We start from the raw sequence: 16,036 nt of genomic DNA, 5'->3' as shown, positions 1-16,036 counted from the left end.
GTCCGAATGTCAGAGCTGACCCTGAATTGGCGCTTTTTTTTTCGCTGACCTTTCTCTATCATGCCTAGCACCGCGTAAAGACCCTTTCTGGAGCCGCCTCATGACTTCTCAACCATCCATCATCGCCCCCTACGGCGCCTGGACCTCGACCATCAGCGCGGAACGTGTGGCGGCCGGGGCGGTGCCGATGTCCGCGCTCATGCTGGGCGGCGCGGATGGCGGTGATATCTTCTGGCTGGCCGGCCGCGCGGCCGAGGCGGGACGCAATACGCTGTTGCGTTATCACGGCGTGACCACGCAGGAGTTGACGCCGGCGCCCTTCAATGTCCGCGCGCGCGTGCACGAGTATGGCGGCGGCGCCTATGCCGTTGACGGCGAAACGGTGTATTTCACGCATTTCAAGGACAACTGCGTCTACCGCATGGCCGCCGGCGAGGCTCCGGTGCAGGTGACGCAGGCCGGCCCGCAGCGCTTCGCCGATTTCGCCGTGGACCGCGCCCGCAACCGCCTGATCGCCGTGCGCGAACTGCATGGCGATGGCGAGCACGCCCAGCCAATCAACACGATTTGCGCCATCACGCTCGACGGCGGCGCCGAGACGGTGCTGGTGGACGGCGCGGACTTTTACTCGTCGCCGCGCGTGTCGCCGGACGGCCGTTCGCTGGCCTGGCTGAGCTGGGACCATCCGCGCATGCCGTGGCAGGGCACCACGCTGTGGCTGGCCGATTTCAACGACGACGGCACGCTGGCCGCGCCGGTCCGCATCGCCGGCGGCGCCGACGAATCCATCTGCCAGCCCGAATGGTCGCCCGACAACCTGCTGCACTTCGTCTCCGATCGCAGCGGCTGGTGGAATCTGTACCGCCTTTGCCGCGACCGCCAGCGCACCGAGGGCCTGTGCCCGATGGAGGCCGAATTCGCCACCCCGCACTGGACCTTCGGCAACAGCATGTACGGCTTCCGCTCGGCCAGCGAAATCATCTGCACCTATATCGACAAGGGCGTGAGCCGCCTGGCGCGCCTGCTGCCGGGCAGCGGCAAGCTGGAATGCATCGCCAACCCCTACGAGGAAATCCGCGAGCTGCGCGTCGCCAACGGCTACATCGCCATGCTGGCCGGCGGCCCGACCATCCCGATGGAACTGGCCCGCATCGATTTCACCGAGGAAGGCGTCGAAATCCTCGCGCAATCGATCGAAGACTTGCCGGATGAAGCCAATCTCTCGATCCCGACCAGCATCAGCTACGCCAGCAATGGCCGCACCGCGCACGCCTTCTACTACCCGCCGTGCAACAAGGACGTGCAGGCGGCGGCGGGCAGCAAGCCGCCGGTGATCGTCATCGGCCACGGCGGCCCCACCGGCATGACGGTCAACACGCTCAACCTGAAGACCCAATACTGGACCAGCCGCGGCTTCGGCGTCCTGGACGTGAACTACGGCGGCAGCACCGGCTTCGGCCGCGCCTACCGCGATCTCCTCAAGGGCCAGTGGGGCATCGTCGACGTCGAGGACTGCGTCAACGGCGCCAAGGCGCTGGTGGAACGCGGCCTGGCCGATGGCGACCGCCTGATTATCCGCGGCAGCAGCGCCGGCGGCCTCACCACCCTGTGCGCGCTGACCTTCCACGACGTGTTCAAGGCCGGCGCCAGCTACTACGGCGTCTCCGATCTGAAAGGCCTGGACCAGGACTCGCACAAATTCGAGTCGCACTACAATGAATACCTGATCGCGCCCAAAGCGCAGGCCGACGCCGTCTACGCCCAACGCTCGCCGATCAATCACACCGACAAGCTGTCGCGCCCCATGATCTTTTTCCAGGGCCTGGACGACAAGGTGGTGCCGCCGCAGCAGTCGGAAATGATGGTGGCCGCGCTGAAAAAACGCAGCATCCCGGTCGAATACGTCCCGCTGGAAGGCGAGGGCCACGGCTTCCGCAAAGCCGAGAACATCATCCGCACGCTGGAAGCGGAACTGGACTTCTATCAACGCATCTTTGGCCTGAACCACGCATGACCGATCCCAAGCTGCTCGCCGAATTCGAAGCGCTGCCCTATAACGAAAAAGCGATACTGGCGCTGCTCGCGCTGGTCGGTGAGCCCATGGGCCGCACCGCCATCCTCGACCACCTGCATCACGCGCGCATCGAATACAACGACGACGGCAAGCAGTACACCGTGGCGACGCTGGAGGACGCCATGTCCAAGCTGGAACGGCTGGCCTTCATCAGCGTGGTGACGGGACGCGGCTTTGTCTGCAATCCCAAGCTGCGCTGGCCGGCGATCCGCTCCGCCATCGGCACCCATGCGATGGAAGACCTGTGCGCCGCCTACGCCGAACTGGTGCCGATGCGCCAGACCTGGAACAGCATGGAGCCGCGCAGCTACCGCGCCGGCATGGCGCGCCTGCGCATGGGCCTTTTGCGCGGCCACGGGCCGCAGCAGATCCAGTCGGTGCTGGCGTTCTGCCTGGGCAGCTACGAGGCGGCGCAGCTGCATCCGATTGTCGACATCTTCGGCCGCCCGTTCGAACCGGGCATGATCGCGCTGGTCAGCCCACTGCTGCAGGACGACGTGCTGGCGGTGCTGATGCACAACGCCCAGCAGGAACCGCACACCGCGCCGGTGCTGCGCGAGTACTGCGAGATGCACATGCAGCGCCGTCACGGCGACATCAACCCGGAACTGCGCATGGCGATGGCGGAAGACGCGCTGCTGTGCGGCCGCCTCGACGACGCCAAGCGCTATCTCGAACGCACCGCCGGCGCGCAAAGCCAGTACCTGGCCAGCATTGTGGTGCTGCTGCGCGGCGCCGGCAGCGCCGCCATCACCGGTTTTGACGTGGCCCTGAAAACCCTGCGCCGCGATACCGGCAAACGCAAGCAGCTGTTCACCGGCATGGGCGGCAACCTGTATCTGTTGTCGGCGCTGCGCAGCGGCGATCCGCGCCATTTGAAAGCGGCCGAGGCCTACCTGGAAATCGCGGTCAAGCTGCCGAAGAACCACGACAGCTCGGTGCACCAGATGATCGACCTGCTGCGCCAGATCCGCGCCGGCGTGATGCAGGTCGATACCGTGTCGGCGCTGCCGTGGGAGCCCGGCCTGCAAACACAGATGTTCCAGTTCCTGCTGTACTACTGGCTGTCGCTGCCGCAGCTGCAGGAGCGCAAGGAGCAGTTGCAGGAGCTGGTGAAGAACGCCGAACGCGCCGGCTATCTGTTCATCGCCGGCCAGGCGGCGGCGCTGCTGGGACAGATGGGCGACAACGAGATGCAGATCCACGCCCAGGCGCTGCGCTCGCGCCTCGGCTTCCCGGACATGACCAGCTGGTTCGAACGGCAGGAAGGCTGGCAGCGCCAGCTCACCGCGCTGATCAACCTGCAGCAGCCGGCGACGGCGGAGGCGGCGGGCAGCACACGCCTGGTGTGGCTCCTGACCTACGACAACCGCCATGGACTGACCGACATCGCGCCGGTGGAGCAGAAGCGCGACGCGCGCGGCTTGTGGAGCAAGGGCCGCGCTGTGGGCCTGAAACGGCTGCGCTTCGAGGCCGAACAGTTCAACTTCCTCACGCCGCAGGACATCCGCGCGGCCGAAGCCATCACGGTGGCGCATCGCGGCTACCAGTCCACCGGCCTCACTTACGAGATCGATCCGCAGCGCGCGGCGCCGGCCCTGGTGGGCCATCCACTGCTGTTCTGGTCCGATCTGCCGGACATGCGCGTGGAGATGCTGGCCGGCGAGCCGGAACTGCTGGTCAAGCGCAGCCCCGGCAACCTGGAACTGCGCCTGCAACCGCCGATCCCGGACGATAACTCGTCGGTGGTCATCACCAAGGAGACGCCGACGCGCCTGCGCGTGGTGAACATCCTCGAGGAACACCGCAAGATCGCCGCCATCGTCGGCGACGCGCTCAACGTGCCGGCGCACGCGGAGCAGCAGGTGCTGTCGGCCATCAGCGCCATCTCGTCGATGGTGACGGTGCAGTCGGACATCGGCGGCGCCGCGCCGGACATGGAGCAGATGGAGGCCGACATGCGCCTGCATCTGCACCTGCTGCCCTATCAACACGGCCTGAAGATGCAGATCCTGGTGCGGCCGCTGGTGAACGGCGCCTACTACAAGCCGGGCGACGGCGCCGACAGCGTGATCGCCGACATCGGCGGCAAGCCGGTGCAGGCGCGCCGCAAACTGATCGACGAACGCGATGCGGAGCGCGACCTGATCGCCAGGTGCCCGGTGCTGGAACAGGCGGAGCAGGATCATGGCGAATGGCTGCTGGGCCAACCGGCGCTGTGCCTGCAGCTGCTGGTGGAATTGCAGGAACTGGACCCGGCCAGCATCGTTATCGCCTGGCCGGAGGGCGAGAGCTTCCGCGTGACGAACAAGGTGGAGACCAAGCAGCTGCGTCTCGCCATCAAGAGCAACAAGGACTGGTTTGCCGCCAGCGGCGAGCTGCAGGTCGACGAGGGCAAGGTCATCGATCTGCGCACGCTGCTGGAGATGATGGAAAAGAGCCATGGCCGTTTCGTGGAGCTGGGCGAGAACCGCTACATGGCGCTGACCGAGGAGCTCTATCGCCGTTTGCAGGAGGTATCGGCCTACGGCGAGATCACCGCCGACGGCGTGCGCGTGCATCCGCTGGTCTCCTTCGCGCTGGAGGAACTGGCCGACGACGTCGGCGGCCTCAAATCCGACAAGCTGTGGAAAGCGCACCTGGCGCGCATGCAGGAGCAGGAAGCCTTCACGCCCGAACTGCCAAGCACCCTGCAGGCGGAGCTGCGCGACTATCAGGTCGAGGGCTACAACTGGCTGTCGCGCCTCGCGCACTGGGGCGTGGGCGCCTGCCTGGCCGACGACATGGGCCTCGGCAAAACGCTGCAGGCGCTGGCGCTGATCCTGTCGCGCGCGCCGCAGGGGCCGACCCTGGTGATCGCGCCAACCTCGGTCTGCATGAACTGGATGAGCGAGGCGGCGCGCTTCGCGCCCACGCTGAACATGCAGCTGTTCGGTCCCGGCGATCGCGCCGAGATGCTGGGCAACCTGCACGCCTACGACGTGGTGGTGACCAGTTACGGCCTGCTGCAGCTGGAGTCCGCGCTGTTTGCGGGCGTGCAGTGGAATACCATTGTGCTGGACGAGGCGCAGGCCATCAAGAACGCCGCCACCAAACGCTCGGCGGCGGTGATGGCGTTGAAGGGAGATTTCCGCATCGCCGTCACCGGCACGCCGCTGGAAAATCACCTCGGCGAGTTGTGGAATCTGTTCCGCTTCATCAATCCGGGCCTGCTGGGCAGCATCGAGCAGTTCAACCTGCGCTTCGCCGCGCCGATCGAGAAGCCGCAGGATCATCGCGCCGAACTGGGCGCGCGCAAGCGTCTGCGTCGTTTGATCCAGCCCTTCATCCTGCGCCGCACCAAGGCGCAAGTGCTGACCGAGCTGCCGTCGCGCACTGAGATCACGCTGGAAGTCGATCTGTCGGCCGATGAAACGGCGCTGTACGAATCGCTGCGCCGCGCCGCGCTGGAGAACCTGGAAAAGGTGGAAGGGCCGGCCGAGAAGAAATCGATCCAGATCCTGGCCGAGATCATGAAGCTGCGCCGCGCCTGCTGCAATCCGAATCTGATCGCGCCGGAGCTCAAGCTGGCCAGCAGCAAGCTGTCGGCCTTCGCGCACCTACTGGAGAACCTGCTGGACAACAAGCACAAGGTGCTGGTGTTCAGCCAGTTCGTCGATCACCTGGCGCTGATCCGCGAGCATCTCGACGAGCAGGGCGTCAGCTATCAGTATCTCGACGGTTCGACCTCGATGGCCGACCGCAAGAAGCGTGTGGACGCCTTCCAGGCCGGCGAGGGCGACGTGTTCCTGATCTCGCTGAAGGCGGGCGGCGTCGGCATCAACCTCACCGCCGCCGACTACGTGATCCACATGGACCCGTGGTGGAATCCGGCGGTGGAAGACCAGGCCTCCGACCGCGCGCACCGCATGGGCCAGTTGCGGCCGGTGACCATCTACCGCCTGGTGGCGCGCCACACCATCGAGGAAGGCATCGTCGATCTGCACCAGCACAAGCGCGACCTGGCCGACAGCCTGCTCGAGGGCAGCGATGTCAGCGGCCGCATGTCCGCCAGCGAAATGCTGGCGATGCTGCAGGAAGGCTTGAAGAAGTAGCGGAACTTCGCACCCGGTTTTCCCGTCTTAGCCTGATGGCGCCAGCCGGCGCCCATCAACGGGAGAGACCACCATGAAAACCATAGCAGATGTGATGAGCCGCGATGTCACCAGCGTGTCGCCGGACGAATCGATACGCCGCGCCGCCGAATTGATGGAAGACCTCGACGTCGGCGCGCTGCCCGTCACCGAGGGGCAGCGGCTGGTCGGCATGATCACCGACCGCGACATCACCATACGCGCCACCGCCGCCGGCCTCGGCCCGGAAGAAACGCAGGTGGCCGAGATCATGACCGACGATGTCTGCCACTGCTACGAGGACCAGAGCACGGACGACGTCATGCAGGACATGCGCGATATCCAGATCCGCCGCGTGCCGGTGGTCAGCCGCGACGATCATCAGCTGATCGGCATCGTCGCGCTGGCCGACCTGGTGGAATGCGAGACCGACGACAGCAAGACCGCGCAAACGCTGCTCGAAATTTCCGCGCCGTTGCCGGCCGGGCAGGCGTCGACCCCGCTATAACTTGGTTGGCAGGAAAACAAAGTTCCATTTGTTTCATATTTTGTCTTGTATCGGGCGCTCTCAAGCGGGCAGATTAGTGATAATCTCCACCGCTTCAGACACAAGGCTGCACATGATGATCAAGACAAAACTCGCACTGGCTGCACTGATGGCGGCTTTGGCCGCCGCGCCAGCCGGTGCCGCTACCCACCACCACAAGGCCGCACCGACCAAGAAGAGCGGCAACAAAGCCAGCACCAGCAAGGCCAAGAGCAACAAATCCTCCCGGCACACCGGCAAGGGCAAGGCCGTGGCCAAGTCGTCCGGCAAGGCCAAGGTCGCCGCTGTGGCCACCGTGCCGGCCCTCAAGGTCGCCTCGGAGCGCTGGCAGGACCGCCAGTTCGACAACCTCAGCAACCAGTTCCTGAACGCGCTGTGGCGCATCGATTCGGAAAGCGCGATCTACGCCGGCAAGTACGACACCGCCGCCACCCTGACCGTGTTCGACAAGGCCGAGCAGGACAAGGAGCTGGCCTTCATCGACGACTGGAAGGCCAAGTTCGGCGCGGTCAACGCGAGCAAGCTGTCGGCCCGGCAGCGCACCGACCTGGGCCTGCTGATCAACAAGCTCGACGGCGACCGCTTCCGCCTGACCACGCTGCGCGAATGGGAGTGGAATCCGGCCAGCTACAACGTCGCCGGGCCGATCGACCTGATCCTGAACACCGAGTACGCGGCGCAGCCGCAGCGCCTGCGCACGCTGCTCAAGCGCATCGCCAGCATTCCGGCGTATTACGACGCGGCGCGCGCCAACATCGTCAACCCGACGCGCGAACACACGCGCCTGGCGATCAAGCAGGCGCCCGGCGTGCAGGCGCTGCTGACCGAGGTGGACAAGGCGGCCCAGGCGTCGATCCTGACGCCGGTGGAGAAGCAGCTGTTCACCCAGCGCGTGAACGCGGCGCTGACCGCTGTGGATGGTTATGTTGCCTTCCTGACCGAGATGGACAAGCAGATGGATACCAAGGGGCGCCGCACTTTCCGTCTCGGCAAGGAGTTGTACGAACAGAAGTTCGCGTTCGATATCCAGTCGGCCAGCACCGCCGAGCAGACCTACCAGAAGGCGCTGGCCACGCGCGAGGAATTGCTGGCCAATATGGACAAGCTGTCCGACGAGCTGTGGGACAAGACCATGGGCAGTACCGCCAAGCCGAGCGACCGTTTCGCCAAGATCGGCATGGTGATCGACAAACTGTCCGAGCGCCACGTGGCGCGCGAGGATTTCGTCAACGAGATCAAGCGCCAGATTCCGGTGTTGCAGGATTGGGTGATCAGCAAGAACCTGCTGACGCTGGATCCGAACAAGCCGCTGGAGGTGCGCGCGACGCCGGCCTATGCCGCCGGCGTGGCGGGCGCCAGCATCGATGCGCCGGGTCCGTATCGTCCGCAGGACCGGACCTACTACAACGTCACGCCGCTCGATGGCGCCACGCCGGAAGCGGCCGAGAGCAGCCTGCGCGAGTACAACCACTGGATCCTGCAGATCCTGAATATCCACGAGGCGATTCCGGGCCACTACGCGCAGCTGGTGTATGCCAACCGTTCGCCATCGATCGTGAAATCGATCTTCGGCAATGGCGCGATGGTGGAAGGCTGGGCGGTGTACGGCGAGCGCATGATGCTGGAGTCCGGCTACGGCGACAATGCGCCGGAGATGTGGCTGATGTATTCCAAGTGGAACCTGCGCAGCGTGACCAACACCATTCTCGACTACAGCGTTCACGTGCTGGGCATGACCGAGGAGCAGGCCATCGATCTGCTGACGCGCCAGGCGTTCCAGACGCGCAGCGAGGCGGTGGAGAAGTGGCATCGGGTGCAGGTGTCTTCGGTGCAGCTGACCAGCTATTTCAGCGGCTACAGCGAGATCATGGAATTGCGCGAGCAGCGCAAGCAGCAGTTGGGCGCCAAGTTCAACTTGAAGGAATTCCACGAGCAATTCCTCAGCTACGGCAGCGCGCCGGTACGCGTGATCAAGGGCCTGATGACGCAGTAGCCCTGCGCTCGCTCAAACCGATGGGCATGTGATTCGATACGATGGAGAACGGCTGCGATGTGGCCGTTTTCTGCTACGATCAAATCGGGAGGTATCATGACCATGCCCCTTAAATTCGACACGCTTGAGTACACCAAAAGATTGGCCGAGGCGGGTATTCCGCCAGATCAGGCAGAGGCGCACGCACGCGCGCTGCTTGCCGCGCTCTCGGAAAGCACCGTCGCGCCCAGTGAGCTCATACTGGCGCGCAGCGACTTGATCGCTCGTATCGAAATGCTGCGAGCGGAAATGAGCGCAAAGTTCGACGAGTTGCGGACGGAAATGAACGCAAAGTTCGACGAGTTACGAGCAGAAATGAACGCAAAGCTCGACGAGTTACGAGCGGAAATGAACGCAAAGTTCGACGGGTTGCGAGCGGAAATGAATGCAAAGCTCGACGAGTTGCGGACGGAAATGAATGCGAAGCTCGGCGAGTTGCGGACGGAAATGAATGCGAAACTCGCCGAATTGCGGACGGAAATTAACGCCAGGATTGTGGAAGTCAAAGCCAAGTTCACTCCAATATATTGGATGCTTGGCATATCCTTTGCGTTGCATGCCGTGACGATCGGCATGCTGGTGAAGGTATTGGAACGCCTGCCCTGAATCAGGCTTTTTCTTCCGGCGCGGTGGAGATGCGCACGAACAGCGGCGCCACCAGCAGACCCAGCTCGAACAGCAGACACATCGGAATCGCCAGCGAGAACATCGACACCGCATCCGGCGGCGTCACAATCGCCGCGATCACGAAGGCGCCGACGATGGCGTAAGGACGTATCTCTTTCAGCTTGGCCACGCTCACCAGGCCCATGCGCACCAGGATCACCACCACCACCGGCACCTCGAAGGTCGCGCCAAACGCCAGGCACATCGACATCACGAAGTCCAGATAGTTCTCGATGTCCGGCGTCACCGCGATCGACTGCGGCGAGAACTCGGCGATGAACTGGAACACCCGGCCAAACACCAGGAAATAGCAGAACGCCACGCCGGCCATGAACAGCACCGACGAGGAAATCACCAGCGGCGCGATCAGGCGCTTCTCATGCGCGTACAAGCCCGGCGCCACGAACGCCCACAGCTGGTACAGCACCCACGGCAAGGACAGGATGATCGAGATCACCAGGGTGACCTTCATCGGCACCAGGAACGGCGAAATCACGCCGGTGGCGATCATCTTGGAACCGGTCGGCAGCGAGCGGATCATCGGCTCGGCGATGATGTCGTAGATGTGCGAAGGCCCCGGCCAGATCATCAGGCCGATACACACCAGCGCAATGCCGATCGATGCCTTGACCAGCCGGTCGCGCAGTTCGATCAGGTGAGAGATAAAGGTCTCTTCGCCCGGATTAGGTGTCGTCATTTAAAAGAAAGAACTGTTGGTGGGACCGCGCGGACGGAAACGGGCCACGCGCGCCGCGCCCGAGGTCACGTGCAGCTTGCCGCCATGGCGCTGCTTGTACCAGTTGGGGATGGCCGAGTTGCGCACCAGCTTCTTGCGGCGGAACTCGCGCGCCTTGCGCGACAAATCTTCTGTGGTGACATGGCCGAACGAGACCGGCTCATACGACGGCGTGCCCTCGTAGGTGCTGTCGCTGAAGGCGTTCTCCACCTCGGACATGTTTTGCGCGATCGAGTTTTCCACATCCGACTTGATGTTCTGGGCCGCCTCCTGCACTTCCTTCTTCAGGTTGCGCAGCTCCTCGAGCTCGATTTCGCGCGTGACTTCGGTTTTCACTTCGTTCAGGTAACGCTGGGCACGGCCGTACAAGGTCCCGGCCATGCGCGCCACCTTGGGCAGCTTTTCAGGACCGATGACGACCAGCGCAACCACGCCGATGACAGCAAGTTTGGTAAGACCGAGATCGATCATAAGAAGTGTTGCTTACTTCTTCTCTTTCGTGTCGACGTCGATGGTGCCCGGCGCTGGCGCGGCTGGCTTGTCTTCGTCCGCACCCTTCACGCCATCCTTGAAGCCCTTGACGGCCTTGCCGATGTCCGAACCCATGTTGCCCAGCTTCTTGGTGCCGAAGACCAGCATCACGATCACCAGCACGATCAGCCAGTGCCAAATACTAAAAGAACCCATCATATTCCCCTTGTTCGTTGAATCGCAGAACTGCTGCGACAGTATAAGCGAAGCGCAGTGCCTACGGTAAATGTAGTGACCCGGCGGCCAATTAACGCTGGCCGCGCCACGGATGAGCGCCGCCGATCACATGCAGGTGTAAATGGTACACCTCCTGGCCGCCATCCGGCCCACTGTTAATCAGGGTCTTGTAACCACGGGTCGGCGCGCCGTCCGCATCATAGCCGACCGCGCAGCCGAATTCCTCTGCCAGGCGGGGGGCCAGCGCCAGCATCTTGCCCAGCAGTTCAGGCTCGGCGGCGGCGTCCTGCAGGGTGGCGAAATGTTTCTTTGGAATCAGCAGCAGGTGCACCGGGGCGGCCGGGTTGATGTCCTTGAAGGCCAGCAGGTCGTCATCCTCGTACACGGTGGTCGAAGGGATTTTCTTTTCAGCGATTTTGCAAAAGATGCAATTTTCCACGAAGGCTCCGATTTATTCTTTGCGGGATGCTTTTTCCTCAATGCCCGACACGCCCTCGCGGCGCGCCAGTTCATCGAGCACTTGCTGCGGCTTGAGGTCGAACTGGGCCAGCAGCACCATGGTATGGAACCACAAGTCGGCCACTTCGTACAGCACCTTGCCGCTGTCGCCGCCGGCGCGCGCGTCCTTGGCGGCCATCACGGTCTCGGTGGCTTCCTCGCCGATTTTCTTCAGGATGGCGTCATCGCCCTTGGCGAACAGCTTGGAGGTATAGGAGGTGGCGGGATCGCCGCCATTGGCCGGCTTGCGCGATTCGATCACGTCCGCCAGGCGGTCAAGAATGGTGCTCATTTGCCTTCCTTGTAGATATCGGACGGGTCTTTCAGCACCGGCTCGGTGTTTTGCCAGTCGCCTTCATGCTCGTCGCCCTCGAACTTCTGGAAGAAGCAGGAATGGCGGCCGGTGTGGCAGGCGATGCCGCCGGCCTGCTCGATTTTCAGCAGCACCACGTCTTCGTCGCAATCGAGGCGGATTTCCAGCACTTTCTGCGTGTGGCCGGACTCCTCGCCCTTGTGCCATAGTTTCTTGCGCGAACGGCTCCAGTAGACCGCCTCGCCCAGTTCCACCGTCTTGGCCAGCGCCTCGCGGTTCATCCAGGCGAACATCAGCACGTCGTTGCTGCCCGCTTCCTGGGCGATCACCGGCACCAGGCCGTGCTCGTCCCATTTGATTTTTTTCAGCCAGGCCGCCTTGGGCTGGATGCTTGGAGTACTCATTTTCTATTCTCTTAGTCCAGGCGCATGGGGATGCCCTGTTGTGCCATGAAGCGCTTGGCTTCCTGCACCGTGTGCTGGCCGTAGTGGAAGATGCTGGCCGCCAGCACCGCGTCGGCCTTGCCCAGCTTGACGCCGTCGGCCAGGTCCTGCAGGCCGCCCACGCCGCCGGAGGCGATCACCGGGATGCTGATGGCGTCGGACACGCCGCGCGTCAGGCCCAGGTCGAAGCCGGACTTGGTGCCGTCCTTGTCCATGCTGGTCAGCAGGATTTCGCCGGCGCCCAGCTGTTCCATCTTTTTGGCCCACTCGATGGCGTCGATGCCGGTGGCCTTGCGGCCGCCGTGGGTGAACACTTCCCACTTGCCGGGCGAGGTCTGCTTGGCGTCGATCGCCACCACGATGCATTGCGAGCCGTGCTTTTGCGACGCCTCGTACACCAGCTGCGGATTCGACACCGCCGACGAGTTCATGCTGACCTTGTCGGCGCCCGCGTTCAGCAGGCGGCGCACATCGGCCACCTCGCGCACTCCGCCGCCCACGGTCAGCGGAATGAACACCTGCGAGGCCACCGCCTCGATGATGTCGAGGATCAGGCCGCGGTTGTCGCTGGTGGCGGTGATGTCGAGGAAGGTCAGCTCGTCGGCGCCCTGCTCGTCGTAGCGGCGCGCGATTTCCACCGGGTCGCCGGCGTCGCGCAGCTCGGTGAAGTTGACGCCTTTGACGACGCGGCCATCGGTCACGTCCAGGCAGGGGATGATGCGTTTAGCCAGCATGGTTATTCGTCTTCTTCCTCGATCAGGTCACCGCTCAGAATGTCCGCGCGTTCCTGCGCCGACGCCAGGTCGATGGTGCCTTCGTAAATCGAACGGCCGCAGATCACGCCCTCGATGCCCTCGTCCTGCACCGCGCACAGGGCTTCCACGTCGCTGATGTTGTGCAGGCCGCCCGAGGCGATCACCGGGATCTTCACCGCCTGCGCCAGCTTGACGGTGGCTTCAATATTCACGCCGCCCATCATGCCGTCGCGGCCGATGTCGGTGTAGATGATCGATTCCACGCCATAGGCCTCGAATTTCTTGGCCAGGTCGATCACCTCGTGGCCGGACATCTTGCTCCAGCCATCGGTGGCGACCTTGCCGTCCTTGGCGTCCAGGCCGACGATGATGTGGCCGGGGAAGGCGCCGCAGGCGTCGTGCAGGAAGCCCGGTTCTTTCACGGCGGCGGTGCCGATGATGACGTAGGTGATGCCGGCGTCGAGGTAGCGCTCGATGGTGTCGAGGTCGCGGATGCCGCCGCCCAGCTGCACGGGGATCTCATCGAGGTCGTTCTCTTCCGCGAAGTCCTGCACCGCCTTCAGGATGGCCTTGATGGCGGCCTCGTTCTTCGGCTTGCCGGCGAAGGCGCCGTTCAGGTCAACCAGGTGCAGGCGGCGCGCGCCTTGCTTCAGCCAATGCAGGGCCATCTCGGCCGGATCTTCGGAGAATACGGTGGCGAGTTCCATATCGCCCTGTTTCAGGCGAACGCAGTGACCGTCTTTGAGGTCGATGGCAGGAATGAGCAGCATGATGGTGTCAGTGTGTTAGAAAATAGAAATCAAGGGTTCCAGTGAACAAAGTTCTTGTACAGCTGCAGTCCGGCCGCGGCGCTTTTCTCCGGGTGGAACTGGGTCGCAAAAATATTATCACGGGCCACGGCGCAACTGAACGGCGCACCGTAGACGGTCTGGCCGACGGTGTGCGCGCTCTGCTCCGGCTGGGCGAAATAGCTGTGCACGAAGTAGAAATACGCGTTGTCCGGAATATCCTGCCACATCGGATGAGACGCCGTTTGCTTCACTTGGTTCCAGCCCATTTGCGGCACCTTGAAGCGCGAGCCGTCCTCCTGCGTCTGGCCGTCCAGCTGGAAGCGCACCACCTTCCCGGGCAGCAGGCCCAGGCCGGCGGCATTGCCTTCCTCACTGACATCAAACAGCATTTGCTCGCCGATGCACACTCCCATTAGTGGGACTTTCCTGGAAGCCGCCAGCAAAGCCTCCTGCACACCGGACTCGCGCAGGCTGCGCATGCAGTCCGGCATGGCGCCCTGGCCGGGCAGCACGATGCGGTCGGCGCTTTCGATGTCGGCCACCTCGCCGGAAATCAGCACGTTGGTTTCCGGCGCCACGGCGCGCAGGGCCTGCGCAACCGAGCGCAGATTACCCATGCCGTAATCAACTACTACGATTTTTTTCATGATGGATGTCTTACAGGGTGCCCTTGGTCGACGGGATGGTGCCGGCGGCGCGCGGGTCCAGCTCGGACGCCATGCGCAGCGCGCGGCCGAAGGCCTTGAACACGGTCTCGCACTGGTGGTGGGCGTTGGTGCCGCGCAGGTTGTCGATGTGCAGCGTCACCAGCGCGTGGTTGACGAAGCCGCGGAAGAATTCCAGCGTCAGGTCGACGTCGAAGGTGCCGATCATGGCGCGCGTGAACGGGATGTGGTATTCGATGCCTGGGCGCCCCGAGAAGTCCAGCACCACGCGCGACAGCGCCTCGTCCAGCGGCACGTAGGAGTGGCCGTAGCGCACGATGCCCTTGCGGTCGCCGATGGCCTTGGCCACCGCCATGCCCAGCGTGATGCCGACGTCTTCCACCGTGTGGTGGTTGTCGATATGAATATCGCCGGTGGCTTCGACTTCCAGGTCGAACAGGCCGTGGCGGGCGATCTGGTCCAGCATATGGTCGAGGAAAGGCACGCCGGTGTTCAGTTTCTGTTTGCCGGTGCCGTCCAGGTTGATGGATACGCGGACTTGCGTCTCGTTGGTGTTGCGGATGATTTCTGCGGTGCGGTTCATGAAAAGCTCGCGATGGTGTCAGGCTGCCTGCGATGCGGCGAAGGCATCGAGGAAGGTGGAATTTTCTTCCGGGGTGCTGACGGTAATACGTAAACAATTGGTCAGCACACTGTGCATTTTACTCACATTTTTAATTAATACCTTGTGAGACAGCAGTTTTGCGTTGATGGCGTCGGAATCGGGCACCCGAATCAAGATAAAATTCGCCGCCGACGGAAAAACCTCCACGTCCGGCATGGCGGCCAGCGCAGCCATCAGATCGGCGCGTGCGGCGCGCAACGCGGCCGCTTGCTGGTTCAACACCTCCAGGTGATCGAGCGCGAATTCGGCCGCAACCTGGGTCAATACGTTGATGTTGTAAGGAGGCCGCACTTTGTCGAATTCCGCCAGCAATTGCGGCGCCGCCGACATATAGCCGAGGCGGATGCCGGCCAGGCCCAGTTTGGACACGGTGCGCATCACCACCAGGTTGTCAAATTCCGGCAGGCGATGCATAAAGGTCTGCTGGGCGAACGGCTCGTAGGCCTCGTCCACGATGGCCAGCCCGAAACCGTCGAGCGCCCTGATGATGGCGACGATGTCGTCTTCCGCAAACAGATTGCCGGTCGGGTTGTTCGGGTAGGACAGGAACACCAGGGCCGGCTTGTGCTCGGCAATGGCGGCCAGCATGGCCGGCAGGTCCAGCGTCAGGTCCGCCTTCAGCGGCACGCCGACGTAATCCATGCCGGCGAATTGCGCCGAGCGCTGGTACATCACGAAGGACGGCGTCGGCGCCACCACGGTCGCGCGGCGGTCCTGCATGGCGCAGGCCATGCACAGGATGGAGATCAGCTCATCCGAGCCATTGCCGAGGATGACGTCATACCCGGCCGGCACGCCCAGCTTGTCCCTGATGCGCTGTTTGACGCTGCTGTAGGCCGGCGCCGGGTAACGGTTGAGCGCCACGTCGGCCAGGCGCTGGGCCAGGTCCTCGCGCAGATGATGCGGCAGGTGGTAAGGGTTCTCCATCGCATCCAGTTTAATGAAACCACTCGCGTCAGCGACGTGGTAGCTGGCTACAGCTTGAACGTCGGGGCGGATGGTGCTGTTGACCAGCGTGGCGATGGGGGACAT

16 protein-coding genes are annotated in these 16,036 nt (G+C 63.4%); 5 read left to right on the top strand and 11 right to left on the bottom strand.

Annotated elements, in window-relative coordinates; translation table 11 throughout:
- Positions 1-100: 100 nt before the first annotated feature.
- From FHW83_RS13980 to FHW83_RS13960, 5 genes are all read left to right on the top strand, one after another.
- Positions 101-2,014: a S9 family peptidase gene (locus tag FHW83_RS13980; RefSeq protein ID WP_176646948.1), complete on the top strand. Its 1,914-nt coding sequence runs from the start codon at positions 101-103 to the stop codon at positions 2,012-2,014.
- Positions 2,011-6,168, top strand: a complete 4,158-nt coding sequence (locus FHW83_RS13975; protein WP_176646947.1) for a DEAD/DEAH box helicase — start codon at positions 2,011-2,013, stop codon at positions 6,166-6,168. Before FHW83_RS13980 ends, FHW83_RS13975 begins: the two co-directional genes overlap by 4 nt.
- 73 nt (positions 6,169-6,241) lie before the next feature.
- Entirely contained in the window at positions 6,242-6,694 is a 453-nt protein-coding gene (locus tag FHW83_RS13970) for a CBS domain-containing protein (RefSeq protein WP_176646946.1), read from the top strand.
- Positions 6,695-6,809: 115 nt separating this feature from the next.
- Entirely contained in the window at positions 6,810-8,726 is a 1,917-nt protein-coding gene (locus FHW83_RS13965) for a DUF885 domain-containing protein (RefSeq protein WP_176647043.1), read from the top strand.
- A 96-nt stretch (positions 8,727-8,822) separates the two neighbouring features.
- On the top strand, positions 8,823-9,371 hold the full coding sequence (locus FHW83_RS13960; protein WP_176646945.1) for a coiled-coil domain-containing protein: 549 nt from the start codon (positions 8,823-8,825) through the stop codon (positions 9,369-9,371).
- Position 9,372: 1 nt separating this feature from the next.
- On the opposite strand, the gene tatC is transcribed toward FHW83_RS13960, so the two are convergent.
- The 11 genes from tatC to hisC all read right to left on the bottom strand — a co-directional run bounded on the left by tatC (position 9,373) and on the right by hisC (position 16,036).
- Positions 9,373-10,128 (bottom strand): twin-arginine translocase subunit TatC, encoded by a 756-nt coding sequence (tatC, locus tag FHW83_RS13955; protein ID WP_176646944.1) that lies wholly within the window; start codon positions 10,126-10,128, stop codon positions 9,373-9,375.
- Positions 10,129-10,638, bottom strand: coding sequence for a Sec-independent protein translocase protein TatB (gene tatB, locus FHW83_RS13950; RefSeq protein ID WP_176646943.1), 510 nt, complete (start codon positions 10,636-10,638; stop codon positions 10,129-10,131).
- A gap of 12 nt (positions 10,639-10,650) precedes the next feature.
- Positions 10,651-10,854 (bottom strand): Sec-independent protein translocase subunit TatA, encoded by a 204-nt coding sequence (gene tatA / locus FHW83_RS13945; protein WP_072783665.1) that lies wholly within the window; start codon positions 10,852-10,854, stop codon positions 10,651-10,653.
- A 91-nt stretch (positions 10,855-10,945) separates the two neighbouring features.
- A complete protein-coding gene (locus tag FHW83_RS13940) occupies positions 10,946-11,314 on the bottom strand; it encodes a histidine triad nucleotide-binding protein (protein WP_176646942.1) in 369 nt (122 codons plus the stop codon).
- Between the two features lie 12 nt (positions 11,315-11,326).
- Positions 11,327-11,665 carry a phosphoribosyl-ATP diphosphatase gene (locus tag FHW83_RS13935; protein WP_176646941.1) on the bottom strand — a complete coding sequence of 113 codons (339 nt, stop codon included), beginning with the start codon at positions 11,663-11,665 and terminating at the stop codon, positions 11,327-11,329.
- Complete coding sequence (hisI, locus tag FHW83_RS13930; RefSeq protein WP_176646940.1) at positions 11,662-12,090, bottom strand: phosphoribosyl-AMP cyclohydrolase; 429 nt, start codon at positions 12,088-12,090, stop codon at positions 11,662-11,664. Before hisI ends, FHW83_RS13935 begins: the two co-directional genes overlap by 4 nt.
- A gap of 11 nt (positions 12,091-12,101) precedes the next feature.
- Entirely contained in the window at positions 12,102-12,863 is a 762-nt protein-coding gene (hisF, locus tag FHW83_RS13925) for an imidazole glycerol phosphate synthase subunit HisF (RefSeq protein WP_176646939.1), read from the bottom strand.
- A gap of 2 nt (positions 12,864-12,865) precedes the next feature.
- Positions 12,866-13,654, bottom strand: coding sequence for a 1-(5-phosphoribosyl)-5-[(5-phosphoribosylamino)methylideneamino]imidazole-4-carboxamide isomerase (hisA, locus tag FHW83_RS13920; protein WP_176646938.1), 789 nt, complete (start codon positions 13,652-13,654; stop codon positions 12,866-12,868).
- Positions 13,655-13,683: 29 nt separating this feature from the next.
- Positions 13,684-14,322: an imidazole glycerol phosphate synthase subunit HisH gene (gene hisH, locus FHW83_RS13915; RefSeq protein ID WP_176646937.1), complete on the bottom strand. Its 639-nt coding sequence runs from the start codon at positions 14,320-14,322 to the stop codon at positions 13,684-13,686.
- Positions 14,323-14,332: 10 nt separating this feature from the next.
- Positions 14,333-14,923, bottom strand: coding sequence for an imidazoleglycerol-phosphate dehydratase HisB (hisB, locus tag FHW83_RS13910; protein ID WP_092280997.1), 591 nt, complete (start codon positions 14,921-14,923; stop codon positions 14,333-14,335).
- Positions 14,924-14,941: 18 nt separating this feature from the next.
- Positions 14,942-16,036 (bottom strand): histidinol-phosphate transaminase, encoded by a 1,095-nt coding sequence (hisC, locus tag FHW83_RS13905; protein WP_176646936.1) that lies wholly within the window; start codon positions 16,034-16,036, stop codon positions 14,942-14,944.

Origin of the sequence: Duganella sp. SG902, assembly GCF_013376005.1 — a bacterium.
In the GTDB taxonomy this organism is placed as follows: domain Bacteria; phylum Pseudomonadota; class Gammaproteobacteria; order Burkholderiales; family Burkholderiaceae_D; genus Rugamonas.
The sequence above is the reverse complement of the archived record's forward strand: the minus strand, read 5'-3'. Positions and strand labels throughout refer to the sequence as shown.